The sequence below is a fragment of the Paraburkholderia graminis C4D1M genome, assembly GCF_000172415.1.
In the GTDB taxonomy this organism is placed as follows: Bacteria; Pseudomonadota; Gammaproteobacteria; order Burkholderiales; family Burkholderiaceae; genus Paraburkholderia; species Paraburkholderia graminis.
The window spans coordinates 21,317-28,120 of sequence record NZ_ABLD01000044.1 but is presented as its reverse complement, the minus strand read 5'-3'; the positions used below and the strand labels follow the sequence as shown (position 1 = coordinate 28,120).

At 63.5% G+C, this 6,804-nt stretch carries 6 protein-coding genes; 2 read left to right on the top strand and 4 right to left on the bottom strand.

Annotated features, from left to right (window positions below; translation table 11 throughout):
• Both BGRAMDRAFT_RS31815 and BGRAMDRAFT_RS31810 read right to left on the bottom strand, forming a co-directional pair.
• Positions 1 to 1,004 (bottom strand): ribonucleotide reductase N-terminal alpha domain-containing protein (locus BGRAMDRAFT_RS31815; RefSeq protein ID WP_044022033.1); only part of this gene is annotated, 1,004 nt, incomplete at its 3' end.
• A 273-nt stretch (positions 1,005 to 1,277) separates the two neighbouring features.
• Positions 1,278 to 1,562 carry a DUF3331 domain-containing protein gene (locus BGRAMDRAFT_RS31810; RefSeq protein ID WP_044022038.1) on the bottom strand — a complete coding sequence of 95 codons (285 nt, stop codon included), beginning with the start codon at positions 1,560 to 1,562 and terminating at the stop codon, positions 1,278 to 1,280.
• 347 nt (positions 1,563 to 1,909) lie between these two features.
• Here BGRAMDRAFT_RS31810 and BGRAMDRAFT_RS31805 point away from each other — a divergent pair, with 347 nt between their 5' ends.
• The gene (locus tag BGRAMDRAFT_RS31805; RefSeq protein WP_006053034.1) at positions 1,910 to 3,028 is read left to right on the top strand and encodes an AI-2E family transporter; all 1,119 of its coding nucleotides are present in this window, start codon (positions 1,910 to 1,912) and stop codon (positions 3,026 to 3,028) included.
• 49 nt (positions 3,029 to 3,077) lie between these two features.
• Here BGRAMDRAFT_RS31805 and BGRAMDRAFT_RS31800 read toward each other — a convergent pair whose 3' ends face one another.
• Positions 3,078 to 3,950, bottom strand: a complete 873-nt coding sequence (locus tag BGRAMDRAFT_RS31800) for an alpha/beta hydrolase (RefSeq protein WP_006053033.1) — start codon at positions 3,948 to 3,950, stop codon at positions 3,078 to 3,080.
• Between the two features lie 77 nt (positions 3,951 to 4,027).
• Entirely contained in the window at positions 4,028 to 5,137 is a 1,110-nt protein-coding gene (locus BGRAMDRAFT_RS31795; RefSeq protein WP_006053032.1) for an OpgC domain-containing protein, read from the bottom strand.
• 502 nt (positions 5,138 to 5,639) lie between these two features.
• Between BGRAMDRAFT_RS31795 and BGRAMDRAFT_RS31790 the strand changes: the two genes are divergently transcribed.
• Positions 5,640 to 6,800, top strand: a complete 1,161-nt coding sequence (locus BGRAMDRAFT_RS31790; protein WP_006053031.1) for a porin — start codon at positions 5,640 to 5,642, stop codon at positions 6,798 to 6,800.
• Positions 6,801 to 6,804 lie beyond the last annotated feature (4 nt).

The following is a 6,804-nucleotide window of genomic DNA, read 5'->3' as shown; positions in this document are numbered from 1 at the left end:
TCGATCACGAAACGCGTCAGATTGAGCGGCCCGAGATTGCAGCAGCCGTAAGCCGGCAACGGCTGTTCGCCGCACGGATTGGTCGCGCGAATCGTTTCGACGGCACGCAGGTTGTTGTCCTCGTTCATGCGCGAGATGAACACGATGCCCGGTTCCGCGACGTCGTACGTGGAGCGCATGATGCGGTCCCAGATCTCGCGCGCCGGCCGCTCGCTGTAGACCCACAGGCCGTCGTCGCGCTGCCGCACGTCGCCGGCCGCACGGAGCGCCGGCGACGGTTCCGCGCGATGCACGAGTTGCCACGGCTGGTCTTCTTCGACGGCGCGCATGAATTCGTCGGTCACGCCGACGGAAACGTTGAAGTTGTTCCAGCGTCCCTTCGAATGTTTGGCTTCGATGAATTCGAGCAGGTCGGGATGATTGCAGTCGAGCACGGCCATCTGCGCGCCGCGCCGCGAGCCGGCGCTTTCCACCGTGCGGCACGACGCGTCGAACACATCCATGTAACTGCACGGACCGGACGCCGACGAACTCGTGGTGTGAACGCGCGCGCCCTTCGGCCGGATCGCCGAGAAGTTGTAGCCGACGCCGCCGCCGCGCCGCATGGTTTCCGCGGCTTGCAGCAGCGCGACGTAGATGCCCGGCAGCCCTTGTTCGTCGACGCCCTGAATCGCGTCGCCGACCGGCTGCACGAAACAGTTGATCAGCGTGGCGGCAATGCCGGTGCCCGCCGCGCTCATGATGCGGCCCGCGCCGAGCGCACCGTGCCGCAGATTGTCGACGAAGAGCGCCTCGACCGATTCGCGCAGCGCTTCCGGTTCCGCCTCGGCGACGCCGCGGGCGACGCGCTTGAAGACGTCGTCGGCGGATTGCTCGTCGCCTTTGGCGTATTTCTCGAGCAGGACGTCGGTGGAAAACTGCTGGGGAGCGATGAGCGGAGCAGGGGGCGCGCTGGCTGCGCGAGTCTCCGGCCGGGTCGACGTGTGCGGCGTGTCTTCTGCCATGGTGTGCCCTCAAACGGCGCCGTGCCGCGCACGGCGCGATGGGTGGAGATGCGCGTCACTTTACCGCCGGGCGTCGGGCCGGCAGGGTGATTTGACGCAAGCAGGTCCACCTTAACGCACGCGACGAAGGGCCGCAATCGGGGCGGTTTTCATGCGCGCGGCGGTGTTAGGGACTCGATGGCGGAGTCAGCGCGAGCGGGCAGGCGCAGGGCAGGTGCAGGGCACGCGTGACGGCACGCGCGAGGGCGCGCGTGGGCAGGATTGACGGCGAAATCAGGCTTCGGGCAGCGCGCCGAGAATTTCCGCGCAGATCATCGCGGAGGCATTCGACGGCGCCGGGCGCTCGGCCGGCTTGAAGACGGCATCGCCGCGGCGAATCTTGCGGCGCGATACCGCGCAGGTTCCCGACGTATGCGCCGACCTGCGACGCCACCGCTGCTCGCCGTAATGACATCGTCCGGGCTCGACCCAGCGGATCACCAGCGTGGTGTCGGAGCGCTCGAGAATCTCGATGCGTAGGCCGTTAGTACCGTCAAGGGGGATGGACTCCAGGGTCATCATCGTCGGCTCCGAATTTGTGGTGTGCCCGAATTTAGTCCCCCAACGGCTGCAGAGCCATTGTGTCTACGTTGAAACACTGTTCCCCAATTAGCAACAATCCGACTTGACTTTCGACGGCACTTGAATTGGCGGGGCTTGGCGAAGGGCGTGTCGCCCAAAAATGAGATAAGAGCGCTTTTTGCAACGCAGTGTTGTAGCTGGCGAGACAGCCAAAGCAGGCCGCAAGGGCCCTGCGCGCTTCCATTAAGATGTCGTTGTTTATTGGGCGAGCGCGTCCCGCAGTTTAGCGGGTTTGCTTTTTTCGGGTCGGCTCGCGCACATACCGGCATCCACACACGAACCGCATGAATTCACGTCCCCCCGTCGGCCCGTCCAGATCGACGCACCCGCCGCGCTCGTCGCATCCGACTCAGTCGCTGCTGACGCCCGAGCGCGTCAAAAAACAGAGGGCTGCTTCGCTCGCCTTGTACATTGGGCTCGTGCTGCTCGCGTTGTGGGTCGTGCGCGACTTTCTTCCAGTGGTCGGCTGGGCCGCCGTGCTGGCGATCGCGCTATGGCCGCTTCTGCGCAAGGTCGAAGGCAGCCGCTGGCTGACCGGGCGCACCACGCTGATTGCTGCCGTGCTGACACTGGCGATCGCGTTGCTGGTGGTGTTGCCGGTGGGCGTGGGCATCGCGCAGGCGTTGCGCGAAGCGCATGACCTCACCGACTGGTTCAAGGCCGCGCAGGAGAACGGCATCGCGATGCCGGACTTCATCCACCGTTTGCCGTTCGGCGCGCACCAGGCCGAGGCGTGGTGGCAAGCCTATCTGACGCCGCCGTTGCGCGACTCTGCGGCGATGAAGGGCTTGCACAGCACGACGGTCGTCACGCTTGGCCGCCATTTCGGGGCGCGCGCCGTGCACGCGGTCACCGTGTTCGCGTTCATGCTCGTGACGCTGTTCGTGATCTTCCAGGCGGGGCCGCGTCTGTCGGGCGCATTGGCGAGAGGTCTGCAACGCGGTTTCGGCGAAGACGGCGCACAGCTCGTCCAGCGGATGGCCACGGCTGTGCGGGGCACCGTGTCGGGGCTGGTCGTGGTCGGACTCGGCGAGGGCGCGTTGCTCGGCGTCGCCTATTTCGTGACGGGCTTGCCGCACGTCGCGCTGCTCGCGCTGATCACCGCGATTGCCGCGATGTTGCCCTTCTGCGCGCCGATAACCTTCAGCCTCGCCGCGTTGTGGCTGTTCTCGCAGGGATCGGTCGCGAGCGCGATCGGTCTTCTGGTGTTCGGGTCGATCGTGGTCTTCGTCGCCGAGCATTTCGTGCGGCCGGTGTTGATCGGCAGTTCCACGCGCCTGCCGTTTCTGCTCGTGCTGTTCGGCATTCTGGGCGGCGCGGAGACCTTCGGGCTGCTCGGCCTCTTCATCGGCCCCGCGCTGATGACGGTCCTGATGGTGCTGTGGACCGACCTCGTGCAATAGCGCCGCCGGGTGTTGTCTGATTCGCGATTTTCGCGAGTGCTTTATTGATTCAGGGCCGCTGGTTCGACGGATGTTCCTGCGCCGGCAGCCGCGTGCAGCCGAGCGTGTATTTCAGGGCGCCGGGCAGCAGGGCGCTCCACACGTCCCACGTATGGCCGCCGTCGATAATGCGCAGCGCCGCCGGATTGCCCGCCAGGCGAAGCTGCGTATAAAGCAGTGATGCATCGGCCTGGATCGCGAGGTCGTCGTCGCCGGCAGCGATAAAGACCGGCACGCGATACGGCCGGCTCATATAGCGCTCCCACTGCGCCGGGTAGTTCAGCTCGTGCCAGATCCGCGGATCGAACTGACGTTCGCCGAACACGCCGACGCGGCGCGCGGCCGAACCGCGCGGCGGTTCGTCGGCGTAGATGGCCGGGCTCAGCAGCAGCGCGCCGCAAAAGCGCTCGGGCTGCGTCATCACGTAGCGCAGTGCGCCGAAGCCGCCCATCGACACGCCACCGATCATGCGCCCCGCGCGCTGCGTCGACACCGCGTAGTGCGTTTCGATTTCGGGCAGCAGATCGTCGAAGAACGCCGTCTCCATTTTTTCCTTGCGGTCCACGTACCAGTCGGTGCCGCCTTGCGGCATCACGACGGCGAGCGGCGGAATATCGCGATGTTCGATCAGCGCGTCGACGGTGCTTTGCAGATGGCCGCGGCTGATCCAGTCGTTGGCATCGCCGTTGTTGCCGTGCAGGAGATAGATCACCGGAATGCGCGCGGCGTCGGGACGATAACCGGTCGGCAAATAAAGCGTGTAGGACCAATCGCGTCCGAGCGCGGACGAATGGAAGCTGCGGGTCGTCACCGTGCTCGCGAACGACGAAGTGCCGCACGCGGCGCACAGAACGGTCAGCGCAAGCTGTAGGAATAGGCGCATGTCGAGGTGGAAACAGTCACGGCGGACGGCGGCCAACGCTGAGTCATAGCTCAAAGCTCAGAGCTGACCCACACATGTTACGGCGACGTCCGAAGCCGTGTGCCTACCATGCGCATCACGAGCCGCTTGAGCGGCTCCGTCCCACACGCGACGGCAACGAGCGCCGTGATCGCGCACGCGTCGGCGAGCAAGCCTAGCGGATAGTTCAGGTAACCGTCGGTGGCGGCATACAGCACCGAGTCCACCACGAGCGAGATCACCGCGCCGGCGATAAAGCACAGCAAGCCCTTGCGCCCGATGAGCCCAATCAGCGGCAGAGACTGCGCGAGCTTTCTTGCCCAGCCCGCCTCGATCAGCTTGGCCACGAGCCACGCGATCGCGAGGAAATTGACCGCGCGCAAGTAGGACAGATTCTGTTTGAAGCTCGGATCGAGCGGCTCGACTTCGACAAAGAGCTTGTAGTACGCCGCGACCGCCGCCACACAGCAGGCCGCGAGCGTCACCAGCCAGCCGAGACGGTGCTGACTCACGCGCTGATAGACCGGCTGGCAACGCACGAGCGCGCCGAGCACGAACAGCAACTGCCAGGCGAACGGGTTGAAGTCCCAGTGCATGTCCGGCGCGGCAGGCAGATACGCGTTGATGGCCGGCGCGCCGGCCCACAGCGCGACGCTGCCCGCGAGCAGCAGCCACGGTTTGCTGCGCGCGAGCGGCAGGATCATCGGCACGAGCAGCGCGAAGAAGGCGTACATCGGCAGCACGGACGCGAGATAAGGCTGACGGCGGAACAGCAGGATATCGCGCAAGGCGGCGACGGGCGTGTCCATCAGGTCGTCGAGATCGGTGATCGCGAGATTCGGCGCCTCGACGTTGAACGCGTTCAGGACCGCGCTCACGAGCAGCATAAGCCCGGCGGTCACGAGAAAGGCGCGGTAGATTTCGAGCGAGCGCCACAGGAAGCGGTTGCGCGCGATCGATTCGCTACGCCGCTCGGCGAGCGCCGCGTAGGCCGTCGCGGTTGCGAAGCCGCCGAGAAACACGAACACCTCCGCGGCGTCGCACAGCGCGTACGCATGCAGCGTGACGCGCGACAAGATGCTTCCGCCGATGTGGTCCACCACGATGATCAGCAGAACGAGTCCTCGGAAAAAGTCGAGCTCGATTAAACGCGATTGCGAAGCTTGCATTGTTTTTATGCCCAAAGCAGCCCCGTGCGACGGCGCGCTCTTTAGCGCGTCGGGCGTCTCACAAGGCTTTGGAATAGTGGGTTGATGCTGTTGCTGCAGCGGCGTTGCTGCGCTGAACCGCGCGTTGCCGCCGTAACGGACCTGCCTCAAAGCCGGCGCGCGCACGCGCTTGCATGAAGCAGTAAAAATGACCCTGACAGCACGGCGGAGTTCCGCCTCGGTGCCGCGAAAGTCGGCAATTATATTTCTTTCTGTGACAAGTCTGCTTGGCAGCGCACATTGCAAACGCAGTGCTGGCGGAGCCTCGGCGGAATGGACGTTTAAAGACAGTGGAGATTTCGCAACGTTTCGACACATCCAGGCGACACCCAATGGACGGACGCGTTCCGGCGTGTGAGGATTTCCCGTAAGCGCGTCGGACTTGAAGAAGCGCGTTGTCGTAGGGTCAAGAAGAACGCGTCAGATCGAGTTAGGCCGATTACTCGAGTGCAGGGGGATCGTCATGAACAAGCAAGTGTTCGCGCTGGCCGTTTCCACCGCTGTGTCCGCCGCCTTTAGCACGCCGGCTTCGGCGCAGACGAGCGTCACGCTGTACGGCGTACTCGACGAAGGCATCAACTACACGAACAACGCGGGCCGAGGACATGTGTACGAGCTGGCAAGCGGCTACGCGCAAGGCAGCCGCTGGGGCTTGAAGGGCGCGGAAGAACTGGGCGGCGGCCTCAAAGCCATTTTCCAGCTCGAAAACGGTTTCGACGTCAGTTCGGGGCGCCTGAATCAGGGCGGCCGGATGTTCGGGCGACAGGCTTTTGTGGGCTTGAGCGCGGAGCGCTATGGCGTATTGACGTTCGGGCGGCAATACGATTCAGTGGTCGATTATCTGGCGCAAACCACGGCGAATGGCAATTGGGCCGGCTCGCTTTTCTCGCATCCCTACGATAACGACAATACCGATAACTCGTTTCGGCTCGACAACACCGTGAAATACACAAGCCCGTCGATTAGCGGCTTTCAATTCGGCGGCACGTACAGCTTTAGCAACGACAGGAATTTCGGCAATAACCGCGCCTATAGCGTGGGCGGGCAGTATGCGTATGGCGGCCTGCTGGTGAGCGCCGCGTATTTGCAGGCCAATAATCCGGGCAATGGTGCGAATGGTGCGATTACGGCTAACGACGCAAGCTTTATCGCGGCTCGCATGCGCGTGTTCGGCGGCGGCATTACTTATAACTTCGGTCCGGCCACGGCGGGTTTCGCGTATAGCAAATCGAGCTATTTGAATCCGACCGGCAACGGCTATCTCGGCATTACGCCACTCGTGCCGCCCGGCGTATTGCTGAACTCGTTGAAATATCAGAACTTTGAATTGAACGGCAAGTATCAGATCTCGCCGATGCTGTTTGTCGGCGCGCAATATGTCTACACGATTGAAAACTTCGATGCGTCGAGTGGCGGCGTCAAACCGAAAATCCACTCATTTGGACTGATGGCGGATTACAACCTGTCCAAGCGCACCGACGTCTATATTCAGGGCGAATACCAGCAGGTGACTGGCGACTCGACATATTCGATACTCGATGAGGCGTTTATACCAGGCGCGCAAGCGCCGTCATCGACGTCGAAACAGGTTGTGGTGCGCGCTGCGATCCGGCATAAATTCTAGAGTT